Below are 17,504 nucleotides of genomic sequence, written 5' to 3'. Positions count from 1 at the left end.
AGATGCGTGTAAAGATTTGTGGTATTACAAACTTAGATGATGCTATTGATGCTATTAATGCAGGGGCTGATGCTCTAGGATTTGTATTTTATGAACCAAGTCCTAGATATATTAGACCTATTGATGCTAAAAAAATAGTTGAGCAACTTCCTCCTTTTATACAAACAGTAGGACTTTTTGTAAATGAGTCATCAAAACATATTAATGATATTTGTAGAGTTGCCCATATGCAACTAGCACAAATCATCGATGACGAAGATACCACAGAGTTTGATAATTTAGAAATAAAACATGTAAAAGTTGAAAGAATAGCTTCAAAAGATGACTTAGAAGAGATAGAAGATAACTTTATGTTAGTAGATGCTTTTGTTCCAGGTTTTGGAGGTGAGGGCAAGCGTATAGCTCTTGATTGGTTTGAGGAAGTTGATTGTTCTAAAATAATTATTGCTGGCGGATTAAAAGCTGAAAACTTACTTGAGTTAAAAGGCTTTGGCTTTTATGGTGTTGATGTTAGCAGTGGAGTAGAACAAAGTAAAGGTAAAAAAGATAGACAAAAAATGATAGACTTTATAAAAGTTGCCCATGAAATCTAAGAAGCAAACTTTACCATCAAACAGTGATATTATTGTATCAAAAATAAAAAAAGGATTAAGTAGTTTAGATGAACTACTTATCTTAATTGAGTCACTCAAACACACGTTTTTTGATGATGCTTTTTTAGAACTTGAACTTCTTCTTTCAAATGGCTTACCCTTAGAAATAATAGAAGATAAAGTATTTTTAAAGACAAATGAAAACTCTTTGTTTGAACAAGTTTTTTGTATAGTTGATATTGAGACAAATGGAAGTAATGTAAAAAATGGACAAGTTATAGAAATAGGGGCAGTTAAGCTTAAAAATGGGCAGATAATAGATAGATATGAATCCCTAGTTTACGCAAAAGATGTTCCACCTTATATTCAAGAAGTGACAAATATAACTCCCTCTATGTTAAAAGATGCTCCTGTTTTAAAGACTGTTCTTGAAGAGTTTAAGATATTTTTAGAAGATGATGTTTTTGTTGCCCATGATATCAAGTTTGATTATAGATTTATCTCTGAGTCCTTTAAGAAATACAATTTAGGTGAACTACAAAATAGAAAACTTTGTACTATTGATTTAGCAAAAAGAACTATAGAGGCACAAAGGTATGGATTGGATTTTTTAAAGGATTTATTGCATATAAATATAGATACTCAACACAGAGCCTATAGTGATGCTTTAAGCACAAGTTATATTTTAAAAGAGTCAATATCAAAGTTATCTGAAAAAATTATAACAGCTGAAGATTTAATTGCTTTTTCAAAATCAGATAATATAATAAACAATAAACATAGGCAAAACAAAAAAGAAAAGGAAAAGTAATGTTTTCACAAGAAAAATACCTAAAAGCACTAAACTATGCTGCAAAAGTACATGGTGAACAAAAAACACCACTTGGTTTGCCTTATCTTACTCATCTCACAGCTGTTGCAATGGAGATGATGCATGCCTGTGAGCAAGGTAATGTACAAATAGAAGATGCAGATTTCGCAATATCTGTAGCACTACTTCATGATGTGTTAGAAGATACGAATGTAACTATTAGTGAACTAATTGAAGAGTTTGGTGATGAGATTGCAAGTGGAGTAGAAGCCTTAACAAAAGACCCAACAATAGAGTCAAAAAAACAGCAAATGGCTGATAGTATAAATAGAATACTAACTCAAAACTACGCAGTACAATGTGTAAAATTAGCAGATAGAATTTCAAACTTACAAAAACCACCAGCATCTTGGGACAATGAGAAGATTTATAGTTATTTTCAAGAATCGAAGTTTATACTTAGCTGTTTGAAAAATGCGAATCCATTTTTATCGAAAAGATTGGAAGATAAAATCAACACTTACCGAACATACATAAAATAAAAACTCATTTTTTATACAATTTCTGCGTTCGACTGCAATATTAATTGCAGTCACATACTAAAAGTATGCTCCTTTATTAACATTTTGTCTGCCTTGATTTGAACAAAAATCTGAGTTTTATCTTGATTCTTTTCTTGTAATTTCCTATCTAAATTTATAATTATTGTTATTTTATAAATTTTTGAATTTTATCTTAATTTTTAATTAATTTGTTTGCATGTATTTTTATGAGTATTATTTTTTATAAATTTCTATTGACAAAATAAATATATTAACATATAATGTATGTTATATAAACTATTATATAGGTTAAGGGATAATATGTTAGAAGCAATATTGGGAAGTAAATGTAGAGAACAAGTATTACAATTTATTTTAGCAAATGAATCAGGTTATGCCACTCAGATAAAAGATTTTTACAAAATTGGTTTAGACCCTGTTCAAAAACAACTTGAAAGATTGGAGTTTGGTGGAGTATTAGTTAGTCAAAAAGTGGGGAAAACAGTTGTTTATAGTTTCAATCATAGATATGCTTTTTTAGAAGAACTTATAAATTTACTTTTAAAAGCTAGAGAGTTTTATAAACCTGAATTAAAAGAGTCTTTAATCATGATAAGAAAAAGACCTCGAAGACAAGGTAAGCCATTATGATTGATATAAAAAGTATGTCTATGCCTGAATTGGCAAGTTATATTTGTACAAAACTAGAAGAAAAAAAAATTGAAGTAGTCTTATCAGGTGGTTCTTGTGTTGAGATATATAGTAGAGGTGATTATACTTCTTATGATATAGATTTGATAAATAGATACAATGACACTTTCTATAAAATAAAAGCAGTGATGGATGAGTTAGGTTTTAAAGAAGAGGGCAAATATTTTATATATGAAGGAACTCCTTTTTTTATTGAGTTTCCATCTGGCCCACTTGGAGTTGGTGATGCACCAGTAGAAAGAATTGAAGAAATAGCAACTAAATATGGAACTTTGAAACTTCTAAGTGCAACTGATTGCATTAAAGATAGATTGGCTGCATATTATCATTGGAAAGATGAACAAAGCTTGTCCCAAGCTATTTGGGTAGCTCAAAAAAATAAGATTGATTTAAAAGAGATTGAGCGTTGGTCTAAAAAAGAGAAATCATTGGATAAGTTTAAGATATTTCTAGAAGCTATAAAATAAAAAGGTAGTATGTTAGACAAGTATCTAACATACTTAAAAATATTTAGCCAGACACTTGTCTAGCATACTCCAAACCTAAGTCAAAGGCTTTATTGTTTATCTCATGTACTTTTGTTGGTACTTTTGAAAGCATAGTTTCTCGCAAAATCTTATTATCTACACACTCTCCTGTCATATAGTTAGCTATGGCTAGGGCTAGGACTGATTGGGTGATTACATTTCCTACTTCTTCTTTTGCTATTGTGATGATTGGGATTTCGTAGATTTTCCATCTTTTTTTATCTTCTTGGGTAGGTTTTACTAGGTTTGGTTCTATTACTATTACTCCACCTTCTTTTACACCCTCTTTAAACTCATCATATGAGACTTGGGCAACTGATAGCATAAAGTCTATCTCTCCATCATTTGCGTATGGATATAGGATTTCTTTATCGTCTAGTGTTATATCAACAACAGTTGCTCCTCCTCTTACTTGTGAGGTATATGTGGCTGTTTTTAGACCATATCCTCCTGCATTGATTTTTGCAGCTGCAAAAATTGCACCTGCAAGAAGTACACCTTGACCACCAACACCTGTAAATCTCATCAATATCTTACTCATTATATTTCCTTATAACTCTACAGTAGTTTTGTTTTTTTGTGCAGTTTTTACTTTTTCGTATAGGTCTGTGTATTCAGCTGCATTTTCATCTTGTTTTAGAACACCTGTTGGAAATTTTCCAACTTTTTCTTCATCACTTAGTTTCTCAAATTTATTTTTTGCAACTGTTATTTCATCTATCCAATTAAGATTTTCCATTGCAGAGTTCATTTTGTTTTTTCTTCCAAGGTTTATATGACAGTTTGAAAAAATATCAAAAAATGAGTATCCATTGTGACTTAAACCTTTAGAAAAAAGTCTTTCTAACTTTTTAGGTTCATTTACACTCTCTCTTCCTACAAAAGATGCACCTGCTGCTATTGCTAAATCACAAGGGTCAAAAGTAGGATCTATATTTCCTCTTTTCATAGTAACAGTCCACATCCCTTGTGGAGTTGTTGGACTTGTTTGAGAGTTTGTTAAGCCATAAATGAAGTTATTTATAACTATATGATTTATATCTATATTTCTTCTACATCCATGGATTGTATGGTTTCCACCAATTGCAAGACCATCTCCATCTCCAGTTACACAAATAACATGTTTATCAGGATTTGCCATTTTGATACCTGTTGCATAGGCTATTGCTCGACCATGTGTTGTATGAACTGTATTACAGTTCATATATGAAGAAAATCTTCCAGAACAACCAATACCAGATACAACACATACATCATTCATATCCCAACCAAGCTGTTCAATAGCTCTAATCAAAGCTTTTAATATAACTCCATCACCACAACCCCAGCACCATAACGTTGGCATTTTATTTATTCGTAAATATTTATCATAATTAAAAGACATCTTACATTCCTTTGATTTTTTTTACTATTTCAAGTGGGGCAATGGGTCTACCATTTGCTTTAAACATTGTTTCAAACTCTAATCTTCCACTTACTCTTTGGATTTCTTGAATATATTGTCCAAGGTTTAGTTCACAAACTAATACTTTTTCAAATTTATCACACAACTCTTTTATTTTATTGGCAGGACTTGGCCAAAGTGTTATTGGTCTAAAAAGTCCAACTTTAATACCTTCTTCTCTTAGTCTATTAACTGCTTCTTTTGCAGCTAGTGATAAAGAACCATAAGCAATAATCATAATATCAGCATCTTCAAGTTCATACTCTTCATATGATTCTATTTCATCAAGGTGTGCATCTACTTTTCTAAAGAGTCTCTCTATTAAGTTTGAACACATAGTTTCATCTTCTGTAGGATGTCCTTTGAAGTCATGATGAAGCCCAGTATAGTGATATTTATAACCTTTAAACATAGGGTTTAAAACAGCTGGTTGATCATCTGCTACATTGTAAGGTTGGTATTCTTTTGGGTCACCTTCAAATGTTTTTCTTGGAACAATTCCTTTTTTTACCTCTTCAAGGCTAGGAAGTATTGCTTTTCCACTCATATGTCCTATAGTCTCATCAAGAAGTACAAAAACAGGTTGCATAAATCTATCAGCTAGATTAAAAGCTCGCACAGTTTCTGTATAACATTCAGCTAAATTCCCAGCACATAAGGTAATAGAGTTATAATCCCCATGTGTAGGGTTTTTTGCTTGTAAAATATCACCTTGGGCAACACGGGTAGGAAGTCCAGTAGATGGTCCTCCTCTCATAACATTTACAATTACAAGTGGAACTTCTGCTATAAAACCAAGACCTATATTTTCAGCTTTTAGTGAAATACCAGGTCCACTTGTAGCTGTAAGTGATCTTTTTCCACTCATAGATGCACCAAGTGCAGCACAAATACCAGCTATCTCATCTTCCATTTGTATTGCAGCTCCCCCAGAAGCTGGAAGTAGGTCAGAAATAGTGTGCATAACTTCACTTGAGGGAGTAATAGGATACCCTGAAAAGAATTCACATCCTGCATCAACTGATGCTATTGCTGATAAGTCATTTCCTGTACTTATAATTTCTCTTGCCATTATTAATCCTTGATTCTAAAGTTGTTGTCTTTTAGTATTCTTGCTTTCTGCTTTGCTTCTTCAGTAAGTTTTGAAAAATTAAACTCATGTTTACTTGCTATAGAAATAGCAAAATCTGGACAAGCAAGTTCACAATCACAGCAGCCAATACATGTCTCTTCAGAAATAATACTAACTTTTGAGCCAAGAGTCGAAGTAGAGTCATAAGCCATTGCAAGAACTCCTGCTGGACAAACGGAAGCACAAATATCACAAGCTTTGCATCTTTTTGTATCTATGGATACAGGAACATTTTGTGGAGTTTCCTTTGCATTCATTTTATCTCCTTTTATTTCTATTAAAAAAAAATATTAAATAATATTTAAAAATAATATCTAATAAAGACTAAATCTTTATATAAATTGAATAATAGTTTCAAAATATTATTAGAGAGTTTTTAGTACAATATCAAAAATTAAAAAGGCTATTTTTGCTTCTATATCAACCCAATAATGGATATTGTTACAACAGTGATACGCATTTTCTACATCATTTTATAAATACTAATTTAAAAATCTTTAAAAATGTAAAAGGTGAACTTTTAGATATAGGCAGTGGTAGTGGAATACTTGGACTTCTAGTTGCAAGGGATAATCTAAAGCTAAACCTAAATCAATGTGAACTTCAAGAGAAGTTTCAAGAACTAACTAAAATAAACTCTAAAAACAATAAAATAGATTCAAAAATATATAAAGGAAAGTATCAAGAGATAAATTTTGATAAGTCATTTGATATATGTGTATCAAATCCTCCTTTTTATCATAGTAGTGTAGTAAAAAGTGAAAATGAAAATATAAAAATAGCAAGATATAATGACTCTATGCCTTTAGTTGATTTTATATCAAAAACTTCAAAAATATTAAATCAAAATGGTAAGTTTTTCTTCTGCTATGATGTTAAGCAGTTAAATGATATTATGTTAACTTTAAATGAGTTTAAGTTTAATATAGAGTCAATACAATTTGTACATCCAAAGCTAGGAAAAGATGCCACTTTGGTTTTAATTTATGCAAGAAAAAATTCAAAATCTTTGATGAAAGTCTTAAGTCCACTCATCGTTTTTGATGGGGAAGATTTTACAAATGAGGTTGAAGATATTTATAAAATATCTTCAACTCATAGTATAAAAGTTGAAATATGAATGAAATAATAAAACAAGATGGTTTTACTTATGGCTTTAATCCAAAAGCTTGCGATGCTTGTGAAGGTAATTGCTGCATAGGTGAGAGTGGTTATATTTGGATAGCTAAAAGTGAACGTGAAGAGTTGGCAAAACATCTAAATATAGAGTTAGAAGATTTGCTACACAATTATTTAAGAAGAGTAGGGTACAACTACTCTATAAATGAGAGAAAATTATCAGAAGATAATTATGCATGTATTTTTTTTGATTTAGAAAAGAAACAGTGTTCTATTTATGAGGCTAGACCAAAACAATGCAGAACTTTCCCTTTTTGGGATTATTTTAAAAATAGAGTTAAAGAGGTAAAAGAAGAGTGTCCTGCTATAAAAGATATTTAGTTATATTTATATTTATTTCTTCTTTATTTGCTAAAGAGGCGAACTTCAATGAAGATTTATATATTTTATATGCCTTAGAGTATGAGAAACAAGATAAAACAAATGAAGCAAGAGCTCTATATGAAAAACTTTTTGAGAATACAGATAATTATGAATACTTTATAAAATATTTAAGAGCATCCCTTGCAACTGGTAACTTTAATGATATAGTAAAAAAAGCGCCAAGTCATTTAGAAAAAGATATAGATAAACAAGAATTAATAACAAGAATCTATTGTGTCTCTTTACTTAACTTAAATAGGACAGATAAAGCATTGAGTGTTGCTCAAAAACTTTTAAGTGAATATAAGACTGCACTAAACTATGAAGTTTTAGCAAATGTTTATTTTGTAAAAAAAGAGTACACAAAAGCTGCTTCATATTTTGAGACTTCATACTCTATGAACAATAACTCAAATACTCTTTTCAATCTAGTAAATATATTATATGCATACTTAAATAGAAAAGCTGAAGCCTTAGCATATCTTGAAACTCATGTTAGGTTATATGGATGTGATTCTATTGTTTGTTCAAAGTTAGTATCTATTTATCAAGAGCAAAATAATATAGATGGTATTATCTCTGTATTAAAACGCTCATATCAAAATAATAGAGATGCTGGAAATAAAGATATGGCAAATAAAACATATAACCTTTTGATAACATATATAGAAAAAAAAGATATCAATGAAGCAATAGCTTTTTTAGAAAAAGAAAAAATAGATAATGTAAAATTAGTCAATCTATATAAAAGAACTAATCAGCCACTAAAAGCTTTGAAATTAGTGAGAAAACTATATAAAGAAGATGGTAATATTGATTTTCTTGCTCAAATAGCTATTTTAGAGTTTGAGACAGCAAAGAATAAGAAAAAAGTACTAAATACTGTTATTAAAAAGTTTAATGATGTATTAACTGTATTAGATAGTCATGTCTATCAAAACTATTTAGGGTATTTGTTAATTGACTATGATATTGATGTTAAAAAAGGTCTTAAGTATGTTGAAAGTGCATTAGAAAAAGCTCCTAACAATATAGCATATTTAGATTCAAAGGCTTGGGCTAATTATAAGTTAGGAAATTGTGCAGAGGCTTATAAGTTTATGAAAAAAGTTGTTGATGAAGTAGGTCTAAACGAAAGTGAGATTAAGTTTCATTGGAAGAAAATTAAGGAGTGTAGTAAAAAATGATTTTAGATGAGATAAATAGAAGAACTTTAGAAGATGTGGAAAAAAGAAAAAAAGATTTGCCACTTGAATTACTTGGAAGAAGTTTAAGTTCTAATCCATATGCCCCAAGGGATGTAAAGCCTTATCTTACATCAACTAAAGAAGAACCAATTAGAATCATTGCTGAGGTTAAAAAAGCAAGTCCTAGTAAAGGAGTTATAAAAGAGGATTTTGATCCTATATTTATAGCCCAAGAGTACTCAAAAAATGGAGCAAATGCTATTTCAGTATTAACAGAGCCTCACTATTTTCAAGGAAATTTAGAGTATTTAACTCAAATAAGAAGATATGTTTCTACTCCCTTATTAAGAAAAGATTTTATTTTAGATAAATATCAAATAGTAGAGGCTTTAGTTTATGGAGCTGACTTTATACTTCTTATTGCAAAAAGTTTATCCACAAAAGATTTAAAAGAGTTATATGAGTATGCACTTCATTTAGGATTAGAAGTTTTAGTTGAAGTTCATGATAAAGAAGATTTAACAAAAGCCATGAAATGTGGAGCACATATTGTAGGAATCAACCACAGAAACCTTGAAACTATGGAAATGGATATGACCCTTTGTGAAAAGCTAATACCAATGATTCCAAATGGTAAAATTATAGTTGCAGAAAGTGGAGTAAGTAATATTGAAATAATAAAACATTTAAGCCAAATAGGAGCAGATGCATTTCTAATTGGTGAACATTTTATGAGAGTTCCAAGTATTGAAGAAGAGTTGAAAAAGTTCAAAAATTCATTGAATTAAGATGCTTTCTCAAATTATTCTATTTTCATTGTTAGCTGGAAGTACTGTATTTATTGGTGGATTACTTTCTTGTTATTTTGAAAATAGGGTACATAATAAAGATATAAAAGAACTTATTGTTCATTATCTTATATCATTTGCTACAGGTATTATGCTATCAGCAATCTCTTTTGTTTTAGTTCCTAAAGGAATGAAAGAACTACCTATTTTATTTAGTACAACTCTTTTTATACTTGGTGGAATTAGTTTTTACTATTTTGATAAGTTTATTGAAAAAAATAGATTAAAAATACCACAGTTAATAGCTATGTTATTGGATTTTATACCTGAATCTGTAGCTTTGGGTGCGGTTTTTGTTTATGATTATAAAACTGGCATCTTGTTATCTATTTTTATTGCTTTACAAAATCTACCTGAATCCTTCAACTCCTATGTGGAACTTAGAAAGTTAAACCACTCAAAATATAAAGCTCTTTTTCAACTATTTGTTTTAAGTTTTATGGGGCTATTATTCTCTTTGTTAGGATATTACTTTTTAGATACCCATGAGAAAATCACATCATCTTTGATGCTCTTTTCTGCAGGTGGAATTATGTATATTATTTTTCAAGATATTGCACCTTTATTGCACTATAAAAAAAGAAAACTAATTGCTATTGGTGTAAATATTGGTTTTATTATTGGTATGCTAGGTGAAGCAATACTATAAGTAATACTTATAATTTTTTTAACATTAGTCTTATATATTATTCAATATACTCCTTAATAAATTGCCACTAAAAGGACTTCTTTGAATAAGATATTATTATTTATAATTATTTCAATAGTTTTGTTTTTTACATATGGAATATATGCAAATATAAGCAAAAAAAACATCAAGTCTAAAAGAGTTATTTGTCAAAAACAAACTGTAACCTTTGAGTCTATTTATAATTTAGAAAAAATATCAAAAGCTCAAAAACTATTTTTTTCAAAAAATTATAAAGTAAAATCTAGTATAAAATATTCAGTTTTTATGCCTACTCGTCTAAAAGAGTTTTTTGATGTGAAAAGAGCAAATGATATTTTACAAAGAAATATTTATATAGAAAATATTATAAAAACTGATAAAAAAGTTCTTGTAGACTATTATATATATGAAAATGATAAAGATGATAAAAACAAAAAGCATCAAGATTCAAAACTATATGCAGGGTATTTAGTTTTTGAGTTTATTTTAGATAATGAAACAGTTTATAAAATACAAACTGATTATATGAAGCAAGATGGAAGTGATATTGAAAATAGAATAAAATGTGTAATTAAATCATTTCAAACAATCAAGTAGAAGAGGTGTAGAAAAAAGTCTATTTAAAAAGACTTGAACCTACACGAATCATATTTGAACCACAGGTAATAGCCAGCTCAAAATCTCCACTCATTCCCATAGAACAATATTTTGCACCTAAAGGTTGAAGTTCATCAAAGATTTTCTTAGTTGTTTCAAAAGATTTTTTAATTACATCTTCATCTTCAACATGGGCACCTATACTCATCACACCTCTTAATCTAATGTTTGGGCAAGAATCAATTATCTCTTTATAAGTATTAATTGCAACTTCTGGCATAACACCAGCTTTTGACTCTTCATAGGCTGAATTAATTTGAAGTAGTGCACTTATTTTTTTATTTTTTGCTTCAAGTTTTTTATTTAATTCAAGTGCCAAATCAAGAGAATCAAGAGATTGGATTAAAGTGGGGTTTAAATCAATTAGATTATTTATTTTATTTTTTTGAAGTCTTCCTACAAAGTGCCACTCTAAAGGTAACTCTTCAAGTTTTTCTATTTTTTCTTTTAAGTCTTGTACTTTATTTTCTCCATAAGCTCTTTGCCCTGCGTTATATAAAGTTGCTATTTCTTGGGCTTGGCTATATTTACTAATAGCTATTATTTTTACTATGTGATGATGTGAAACTTGAAGTCTTGCAGCTTCAACTTTCTCTATTACGCTATCTAAATTCTCTACAGCTAACTCTTTTGTTAACATCTATTCTCCTACTTTAATAATCTATTGATATCATTATAGATACCTAAAAACATAAGTGAACCTAGGATTACCCATCCTGCTACTGTTAAGTACAAAAATGCCTTATCACTTGGTTTTCTTCTTGTAATGATTTCATAAAGGTTAAACATAATATGTCCACCATCAAGAGCTGGTATTGGAAGAAGGTTTAAAACTCCTAAATTCACTGAAATTAGTGCTGTAATTGTTAAAAGTGCAATAATACTTGATTGACTTGCATCAGAGATAACTTTTCCTATTGTTATAACTCCACCAACTTCACTACTAGGAATTACTCCTTGAATTAGTTTTTGAACACCCTTAAAAATCATTTTTGATGATTCTATTGTTGTGTCATAGGCAAAAACTAAAGATTCAATAGGAGTCATATTTAACGTCACTATTTTTGGAGCTGGAGCAATACCAATCATTCTTTTTTTAATTTTCTCTTTAAAAATATTTTCACTATCACTAATATGAGGTCTTATTACTTTGCTAATAATTACCCCATCTCTTTTAATATAAAACTTTAATGCACCTTGCGAATTTATGATATGTTTACCAATATCTTTCCACTGTTTTACGTCACTGTTATTTATTCTTAAAATTTCATCATTTACTTTTAATCCAGCCTTATGGGCTGGAGAGTCAACTACAACTTGTCCAATAGTTGGACTTAATGCATTTGCTCCAAGTAGAGCAATTGCAAAATATAAAATTGCAGCAAGAATAAAGTTTGCAAAGGGACCAGCAAAAAGTATGATAATTCTTTGCCAAGGTTTTTTGTTATTGTATGAATCATTTCCTGCTTCTTGTAAACCAGGTTTCGTATCATCTTGACCTTTCATTTTTACATAACCACCAAGTGGAATTATTGCAAATTGCCAATTTGTTCCCATCCATTTTTTAGAAAAAATTTTTTTCCCAAAACCAATAGAAAAAACTTCAACTTTTATTCCAAAATATCGAGCTGCTAAAAAATGTCCTAGTTCATGGAAGAAGACTAAGAAAGAAAGAACCAGTAGAAAAGTTATAGTACCCAAAAATATCCTTAGTTTTTAAAATAGTCTCTTATATATTCATATCCTGAATATATTGTTAATATTACAGCTACCCATAAAAGTTCAGTTGCAAAAGGCCAATTCATGATCAAAAAACCTATGGCAATCATTTGAATTACAGTTTTTATTTTTCCGGCCATTGTTGAGGCAACATTTTTACCTTCTGCAACTGCAACAACTCTAAGTCCTGTGATAAAAAATTCACGCGAAAGAATCAAAAATACAGCCCATGCAGAGGCTCTATCTATTACCATAAGACCTAAAAAACCTGCAAGCATAAGCATCTTATCAGCTAGAGGGTCTAGAATTCCACCTAGTTTTGTAATCTGATTCCAAGAACGTGCTATATAGCCATCAAAAAAATCTGTAACTGAAGCTATTACAAAGATTAGTCCAGCAAAATAGTCTAGCCAGCTAGGGTGCCAAGATGAAAAGAAACTTGAATCTCTACCAACTAAAAACCAAAGCATTAGCGGAGCTAATGCTATTCTTAAAAGAGCAAGTAAATTTGGAAGATTTAGTGCTTTTGACATTATCTAAAAGTTGTCCCACCATCTACGATTAAAGTGTGACCTGTAATCCATGATGCATCATTAGTACATAAGAAATAACAAGATTGTGCCAAGTCTTGTGGTTGTCCAATTCTATTTAAAGCTGATAATTCTGCAGTTTTTTGTTTAACTTCTTCATAGTTTGTAAATGCTTTAAGTGCATCAGTATCTATAGGACCACCTGATACTGCATTTACTCTAATATTCATAGCACCTAACTCAGTAGCAGCATATCTTACCATAGCTTCAACAGCAGCTTTGTTTGTTCCATGTCCTGAATAATTTTCTATATAGACTAAGTTTCCTGTACTACTTAAGCTAACTATTGAACCACCACCAATTTTTTCCATTCTTTTTGCAGCTTGTTGTGCTCCACAAACAAAAGCATTTACAGTTGCAGTATAGATATTATTTAGTCCTCTTGGTTTTAGTTTCATAAATTTTCCATATCCACCAACAACAGCTCTACCATAAATCATAGCATTTGAAATAAAGAAATCTACTCTATCAAAATCTTTATCTATTTCTAAAAATAGTTCTTTGTATTTTTCTGGTTCTAGGATATTGAATGGATATGCTTTACATTTTACACCAAATTTTTCTTCAACATCTTTACAGATGTCTTCTGCAAATTGTTGGTTTGAATTATATGTAAAAGCAACATTTATACCATTGCTTGCAAATTTATAAACACACTCTTTTCCAATACCTTTTGTTCCACCAGATATTACTAGTGTTTTACCCTTCATTTGGCTACTCATTATTTTATTACCTCATAGTTTTTAATTACATCTTCTATTTTTTTCATATTTTCTGCACTTGGTTTAGTAAGTGGTAATCTATATTCTAATGTATCCATTAATCCTGCAATATACATAGCAGCTTTTATAGGTATTGGATTACTCTCACAGAACATTACTTTATTTAAAGCATATAGCTCATTGTTTATAGCTCTTGCGGTATCATAATCACCTTCGAATACAGATTTTACTAATTTACTTTTATAATTTGGAAGTAAATTTGCAGTTACTGAAATAATACCTTTTCCACCATTTGCTAACATTGGAAAATCAATAGCATCATCCCCCGAAACTACACAAAAGTCTTCTCTTTTTGAATTTAGTTCAATTGCTCGCTCTAAGCTTCCTGTTGCTTCTTTTATAGCATAGATATTTTTTATATCATCAAAAAGTTTTATTGCTGTATCTGCTTCAATATCAACTCCTGTTCTTCCGGGAACATTATAAAGCATAACTGGTATTTCAACTGAATTTGCAATTGCTTTATAGTGTTCATATAGACCTTCTTGCATAGGTTTATTATAATATGGTGCAACAGATAATATTCCATTTGCACCAACAGTTTGTGCATGTTTTGCTATATCACAAGCTTCATGTGTTGCATTTGAACCAGCACCTGCTATTACTTTTACATTTGTTTCTTTACAAACTGCAACTGCAATTTCTATACACTCTTTATGTTCACTATGTGATAGAGTTGCACTCTCTCCTGTAGTTCCTACTGGAACAACTGCATCCATTCCTTGAGCAATTTGTCTTTTTATTAAATACTCATAGCAGTTAGTATCGAGTTTCCCATTTTTGAAAGGGGTAATTAGTGCTGTCATTGAACCTGTTATTATATTCATTCTTTTCCTTTAAACTTTTACTATATCTTCTGGTAATTTTAGACCTGTATCAACATTTACCGTATGTTTTGAAAATGTTTCTAGATAGTTCCAAAAACTTTTCTTTGCTTCTTGTGAAATATCAACATTTGCTAAAATTTCTTGCATACAACCTAACCACTCAGTTCTTGCTTTTTCTGTAATTGAAAAGGGCTCATGTGCCTTTATCATATCAAAGTGACCTACTGCTTGGGTATAATACTTGGGACCACCACAAGCTTCAATAAAAAACTTTACATTGTGAGATTTAACTTTTGCTAACTCTTTTTCATCTTGTGGAAAAAAGTTAGAGATATCACTATCAATTAATAAATCATAAAAATCATTAAATAATTTAACTAAACCATCTTCACCCAACTCTTCATAAAATAAAGGACTTGGTAAATCAAAACTAGGTTTTTGACCAAATTTTGTTTTAGTTATCTTGTACTCCACCTTTATCATCCTTTTTTAAAATTAAAGTTGTTGAGTTATCTTCTTGTAAATATTTCTTTGCAACTTTTACAATATCTTTTAACTTTAGTTTTTGTATGTTTTCTTCATATGAAAAAAGAGGTTTAACATTATCTCTTACAAAATAACTTCCATATAAAGATGCAACAGAACTAGAACTATCAAGTGAAAAAATAAAATCAGCTTTTGTATTGATTTTTATCTTTTCTAAATCTTCTTCTAGGATTTTCCCTTCTTTGATTTGTTCAATTATACTCAAAATCTCTTTTTCAACAGCTTGTGCTTCCACGCCTTCGTTACACACGGCTACAAATAAGAAGAGACCTGGATCTTTTAGTTCAACATTATAGGCATAAATAGAGTTTACCAATCTTTTTTCATCAACAAGTTTCTTTTGCAAAATAGAACTTTTCCCTGAACTTAAAAGCTCACTTAATGCCGATAGAGCTGTTTGATCTTTGTGTTCAAAATTAGGTATATGATATGACATAGCTAACATCTCTACTTGAGAATCTTTTTTAACTATTGCTCTTTTTGCCCCATCAATTTTTGGTTCTGTCATATGTACAGTTGTTGGGATATCTTTTTTATTTTTTATATCTTTAAAGTGTTTTTTAACTAATTTGAAAACATCATCTTTATTTATATCTCCTGCAATCACTACTATGGCATTTTTAGGTTGATAATAAGTGCTATGAAAATCTCTAATATCTGTTATTGTCCAATTTTTAATATCACTCATAAATCCAATAGGTGTCCAATGGTATGGGTGGTAGATATATGCGTTATTGAAAAGTCTAAATTGTAAATATCCCATTGGATTATTATCTGTTCTCCATCGTCTCTCTTCTGCCACTACATCACGTTCGGGTTGAAACTCTTTATTTTTTAAAGTTAAGTTTTCCATTAAATCAGCAAAAAGACTTAGAGATTTACCCATATTTTTAGAGCTTGATTTGATATAATAGTGTGTATAATCAAAAGAAGTTGAAGCATTATTAACTCCACCAAAACCTTTTACTATCTCATCAAATTCACCAGCTTCTAGATTTTTAGTTGATTTGAAATTTAGGTGTTCAAGCATGTGTGCTATACCACTTTTCCCCATAACCTCATTTCTACTCCCAACTTTATAAAAGATATCAGTAGATACGACATTTGACCCATTGTCCATGGGAATAGCTACTATTTGTAATCCATTGTCTAAAGTTTTTGTAAAATATTTTGGTAGACTATTACTCATTAATTCTCCTGCAAATATAAATAAAAGTGAGAATTGTATCAATATCAATTTAATCACTTCTTAACCTTTTTTATTTTTTTAAATCAGCGCCAACAGCTTGGGCTATATTTGTAAAACCATCTTCTTCAAGAAGTTTTAACATTCCTTCATTTATCTTTTTAACCATAGCTGGACCTTCAAAAATTAGTCCTGAATATGCTTGAACTAATGAAGCTCCTGCTTTGATTCTTCTATACGCATCTTCAGGTGTTGATATTCCTCCAACTGAGATTAAAATTGTTTTTCCATAAAGTTCATGGGCTAACTCTTTAAAAAGTTCATATGATTTTTGTGATAAAACTGCACCACTTAATCCCCCAAAGCTTTGACACCCTGGAAGTAAATCATAATCAATAGTTGTATTTGTAGCAATAATTCCAGCTGCTCCTGCTTTTACAGCAGTTTTACATAAATCAATTGCAACCTTAGCTTCCATATCAGGAGCTATTTTTAAAAATATTGGTTTTTGTGTTAACTCTTTTGCCATAGAAAAAAGCTCAGTGATAAACTTTTCATTTTGTAAATCTCTAAGATTTGGTGTATTTGGACTAGATATATTAATCACAATATAATCACTAATATCTTTAAACTTATTTATTAAAACCTTATAATCACTCAGTGCCATATCTTCAGGTGTTGTTTTATTTTTACCAATATTAGCACCAACTGGTATTACATAAGGAAAAACCTTTCTAAGGTTTTTAGCCACATCATACGAACCTTTGTTATTAAAACCCATAGCATTTTGTACTGTTTTTTGTTCTGGATATCTAAACATTCGTGGCTTTAGATTTCCATCTTGTGCACGAGGTGTCATAGTTCCAATTTCAGTAAAACCAAAACCTAAAGCCATCATAGATTCAATCATAGTTGCATTTTTATCAAAACCAGCTGCTAAACCAACAGGATTTTTAAAATTCATTCCTAAAATATTTTGAGATAATCTATGATCAATTACAAAATTTTTATTAACCATATAATTATTAAGTGTTCTACAATAAGGTAATTTTGTCAATCCAAATTCAGCAATATTATGTGCTGTTTCTGGTTCAAAATTAAATAATAGTTTTTTTAATGTGTTGTAGTTAAACAAATTGTTCCTTTTATATATTTTGGTATTTTATCTAAAATTTTGTAAATATTTCTTT

23 protein-coding genes are annotated in these 17,504 nt (G+C 29.9%); 11 read left to right on the top strand and 12 right to left on the bottom strand.

Annotated elements, in window-relative coordinates:
* Positions 1-2: 2 nt before the first annotated feature.
* The 5 genes from ACNI28_RS01750 (at position 3) to ACNI28_RS01730 (ending at position 3,124) form a co-directional block, all read left to right on the top strand.
* Entirely contained in the window at positions 3-593 is a 591-nt protein-coding gene (locus ACNI28_RS01750; RefSeq protein ID WP_419765150.1) for a phosphoribosylanthranilate isomerase, read from the top strand.
* Positions 583-1,404 (top strand): 3'-5' exonuclease, encoded by an 822-nt coding sequence (locus ACNI28_RS01745; protein ID WP_419765149.1) that lies wholly within the window; start codon positions 583-585, stop codon positions 1,402-1,404. The genes ACNI28_RS01750 and ACNI28_RS01745 overlap by 11 nt, the downstream gene beginning before the upstream one ends.
* Positions 1,404-1,946, top strand: coding sequence for an HD domain-containing protein (locus tag ACNI28_RS01740; protein WP_419765148.1), 543 nt, complete (start codon positions 1,404-1,406; stop codon positions 1,944-1,946). Before ACNI28_RS01745 ends, ACNI28_RS01740 begins: the two co-directional genes overlap by 1 nt.
* Positions 1,947-2,267: 321 nt before the next feature.
* Positions 2,268-2,597, top strand: coding sequence for an ArsR family transcriptional regulator (locus ACNI28_RS01735; protein ID WP_419765147.1), 330 nt, complete (start codon positions 2,268-2,270; stop codon positions 2,595-2,597).
* Positions 2,594-3,124: a hypothetical protein gene (locus tag ACNI28_RS01730; RefSeq protein WP_419765146.1), complete on the top strand. Its 531-nt coding sequence runs from the start codon at positions 2,594-2,596 to the stop codon at positions 3,122-3,124. The genes ACNI28_RS01735 and ACNI28_RS01730 overlap by 4 nt, the downstream gene beginning before the upstream one ends.
* A gap of 43 nt (positions 3,125-3,167) precedes the next feature.
* On the opposite strand, the gene ACNI28_RS01725 is transcribed toward ACNI28_RS01730, so the two are convergent.
* The 4 genes from ACNI28_RS01725 to ACNI28_RS01710 are packed head-to-tail and all read right to left on the bottom strand — an operon-like array spanning position 3,168 to position 6,017.
* Positions 3,168-3,725: a 2-oxoglutarate:acceptor oxidoreductase subunit OorC gene (locus ACNI28_RS01725; RefSeq protein ID WP_419765145.1), complete on the bottom strand. Its 558-nt coding sequence runs from the start codon at positions 3,723-3,725 to the stop codon at positions 3,168-3,170.
* 9 nt (positions 3,726-3,734) lie between these two features.
* Positions 3,735-4,568: a 2-oxoglutarate ferredoxin oxidoreductase subunit beta gene (locus ACNI28_RS01720; protein ID WP_419765144.1), complete on the bottom strand. Its 834-nt coding sequence runs from the start codon at positions 4,566-4,568 to the stop codon at positions 3,735-3,737.
* Position 4,569: 1 nt separating this feature from the next.
* Entirely contained in the window at positions 4,570-5,700 is a 1,131-nt protein-coding gene (locus ACNI28_RS01715) for a 2-oxoglutarate synthase subunit alpha (protein ID WP_419765143.1), read from the bottom strand.
* A gap of 2 nt (positions 5,701-5,702) precedes the next feature.
* On the bottom strand, positions 5,703-6,017 hold the full coding sequence (locus ACNI28_RS01710) for a 4Fe-4S binding protein (protein ID WP_419765142.1): 315 nt from the start codon (positions 6,015-6,017) through the stop codon (positions 5,703-5,705).
* 152 nt (positions 6,018-6,169) lie between these two features.
* Here ACNI28_RS01710 and ACNI28_RS01705 point away from each other — a divergent pair, with 152 nt between their 5' ends.
* The 6 genes from ACNI28_RS01705 to ACNI28_RS01680 all read left to right on the top strand — a co-directional run bounded on the left by ACNI28_RS01705 (position 6,170) and on the right by ACNI28_RS01680 (position 10,604).
* Entirely contained in the window at positions 6,170-6,880 is a 711-nt protein-coding gene (locus ACNI28_RS01705) for a tRNA1(Val) (adenine(37)-N6)-methyltransferase (protein WP_419765141.1), read from the top strand.
* Positions 6,877-7,260, top strand: coding sequence for a YkgJ family cysteine cluster protein (locus ACNI28_RS01700; protein WP_419765139.1), 384 nt, complete (start codon positions 6,877-6,879; stop codon positions 7,258-7,260). The genes ACNI28_RS01705 and ACNI28_RS01700 overlap by 4 nt, the downstream gene beginning before the upstream one ends.
* A complete protein-coding gene (locus ACNI28_RS01695) occupies positions 7,236-8,489 on the top strand; it encodes a tetratricopeptide repeat protein (protein ID WP_419765138.1) in 1,254 nt (417 codons plus the stop codon). Before ACNI28_RS01700 ends, ACNI28_RS01695 begins: the two co-directional genes overlap by 25 nt.
* Positions 8,486-9,277 (top strand): indole-3-glycerol phosphate synthase TrpC, encoded by a 792-nt coding sequence (gene trpC / locus ACNI28_RS01690; RefSeq protein ID WP_419765137.1) that lies wholly within the window; start codon positions 8,486-8,488, stop codon positions 9,275-9,277. Before ACNI28_RS01695 ends, trpC begins: the two co-directional genes overlap by 4 nt.
* Before the next feature lies 1 nt (position 9,278).
* Positions 9,279-9,986 carry a ZIP family metal transporter gene (locus ACNI28_RS01685; RefSeq protein WP_419765136.1) on the top strand — a complete coding sequence of 236 codons (708 nt, stop codon included), beginning with the start codon at positions 9,279-9,281 and terminating at the stop codon, positions 9,984-9,986.
* Between the two features lie 81 nt (positions 9,987-10,067).
* Positions 10,068-10,604, top strand: a complete 537-nt coding sequence (locus ACNI28_RS01680; RefSeq protein ID WP_419765135.1) for a hypothetical protein — start codon at positions 10,068-10,070, stop codon at positions 10,602-10,604.
* Between the two features lie 19 nt (positions 10,605-10,623).
* Here the strand turns inward: ACNI28_RS01680 and ACNI28_RS01675 are convergent, their stop codons facing one another.
* The 8 genes from ACNI28_RS01675 to ACNI28_RS01640 form a co-directional block, all read right to left on the bottom strand.
* Positions 10,624-11,304: a YggS family pyridoxal phosphate-dependent enzyme gene (locus tag ACNI28_RS01675; RefSeq protein ID WP_419765134.1), complete on the bottom strand. Its 681-nt coding sequence runs from the start codon at positions 11,302-11,304 to the stop codon at positions 10,624-10,626.
* 8 nt (positions 11,305-11,312) lie between these two features.
* Positions 11,313-12,365: an RIP metalloprotease RseP gene (gene rseP, locus ACNI28_RS01670; protein WP_419765133.1), complete on the bottom strand. Its 1,053-nt coding sequence runs from the start codon at positions 12,363-12,365 to the stop codon at positions 11,313-11,315.
* An 8-nt stretch (positions 12,366-12,373) separates the two neighbouring features.
* A complete protein-coding gene (gene pgsA / locus ACNI28_RS01665; protein ID WP_419765132.1) occupies positions 12,374-12,916 on the bottom strand; it encodes a CDP-diacylglycerol--glycerol-3-phosphate 3-phosphatidyltransferase in 543 nt (180 codons plus the stop codon).
* Positions 12,916-13,695, bottom strand: coding sequence for an enoyl-ACP reductase (locus ACNI28_RS01660; protein ID WP_419765131.1), 780 nt, complete (start codon positions 13,693-13,695; stop codon positions 12,916-12,918). The genes pgsA and ACNI28_RS01660 overlap by 1 nt, the downstream gene beginning before the upstream one ends.
* The gene (dapA, locus tag ACNI28_RS01655) at positions 13,695-14,582 is read right to left on the bottom strand and encodes a 4-hydroxy-tetrahydrodipicolinate synthase (protein ID WP_419765130.1); all 888 of its coding nucleotides are present in this window, start codon (positions 14,580-14,582) and stop codon (positions 13,695-13,697) included. Before dapA ends, ACNI28_RS01660 begins: the two co-directional genes overlap by 1 nt.
* Before the next feature lie 9 nt (positions 14,583-14,591).
* The gene (locus tag ACNI28_RS01650) at positions 14,592-15,056 is read right to left on the bottom strand and encodes a globin domain-containing protein (protein ID WP_419765129.1); all 465 of its coding nucleotides are present in this window, start codon (positions 15,054-15,056) and stop codon (positions 14,592-14,594) included.
* On the bottom strand, positions 15,037-16,317 hold the full coding sequence (locus ACNI28_RS01645; protein ID WP_419765128.1) for a M16 family metallopeptidase: 1,281 nt from the start codon (positions 16,315-16,317) through the stop codon (positions 15,037-15,039). The genes ACNI28_RS01650 and ACNI28_RS01645 overlap by 20 nt, the downstream gene beginning before the upstream one ends.
* 70 nt (positions 16,318-16,387) lie before the next feature.
* Entirely contained in the window at positions 16,388-17,449 is a 1,062-nt protein-coding gene (locus ACNI28_RS01640; protein ID WP_419765127.1) for a quinone-dependent dihydroorotate dehydrogenase, read from the bottom strand.
* Between the last annotated feature and the right edge of the window lie 55 nt (positions 17,450-17,504).

Origin of the sequence: Arcobacter denitrificans (SeqCode), assembly GCF_048571185.1 — a bacterium.
Lineage (GTDB): Bacteria > Campylobacterota > Campylobacteria > Campylobacterales > Arcobacteraceae > Arcobacter > Arcobacter denitrificans.
This window is presented reverse-complemented; position numbering and strand designations above follow the sequence as displayed.